Below are 620 nucleotides of genomic sequence, written 5' to 3' on the forward strand. Positions count from 1 at the left end.
ACCTGGGTTGGGGCTACGCGGTATTTGGAAAAGTGACAGCGGGCATGGATGTGGTTAATCGCATCGCGAAAGTGAAAACGACATCAAAGCAGGGTCACGATGATGTGCCATGCGAACCTATCATTATTGAAAAAGTGACGATCAGCGAATAGTCGCCTCTGTCCGCTCCAAGATAAGAAAAAGCGCCTAACCTCTTCTGAATTAGGTGCTTTTTTGTGTTGATGATTAGTAGGAATTCTTGGATTAGATAGAATTATTGATAGAAAATCTCGGCTTTGGCACCGACCAAATCGAGTTCAGAACCATGAAAATTAGCTAGGTATTCCGCGACTAGGTTATACCCCACCCAATACCCCATGTACTTCGGCCAACGGCTTTCACCGCTTCCCAAAAAGTAAGCATCAAAGTTGTAATCCAAGCTCGTTAACTTATCTTTCATCTCTGTGTAAAACGGCCGCCAGTCGCGGTCTTTTATCAACTCAAACAAACTCGGAATGATGCCGCCGTTGACCTGACGTTCAAAATGGCAAGCCAAGCCTTCCATGATCAACACCGCTCCCAGAGTGAGTCCATTTTCTCCCGCTCGCATCCGAAACAGATGATGCAATTCATGCGCGAGC

At 46.3% G+C, this 620-nt stretch carries 2 protein-coding genes; one reads left to right on the plus strand and one right to left on the minus strand.

The genetic code is table 11. The features are described from left to right. A partial coding sequence (locus R7190_RS28640; RefSeq protein ID WP_318138032.1) for a peptidylprolyl isomerase occupies positions 1–152 on the plus strand: 152 nt, incomplete at its 5' end. Positions 153–253: 101 nt separating this feature from the next. On the opposite strand, the gene R7190_RS28645 is transcribed toward R7190_RS28640, so the two are convergent. Next, positions 254–620: DUF2268 domain-containing putative Zn-dependent protease (locus R7190_RS28645; RefSeq protein WP_318138031.1), on the minus strand; the 367-nt coding region annotated here is incomplete at its 5' end.

Source organism: Vibrio sp. 1078-1 (assembly GCF_033340475.1).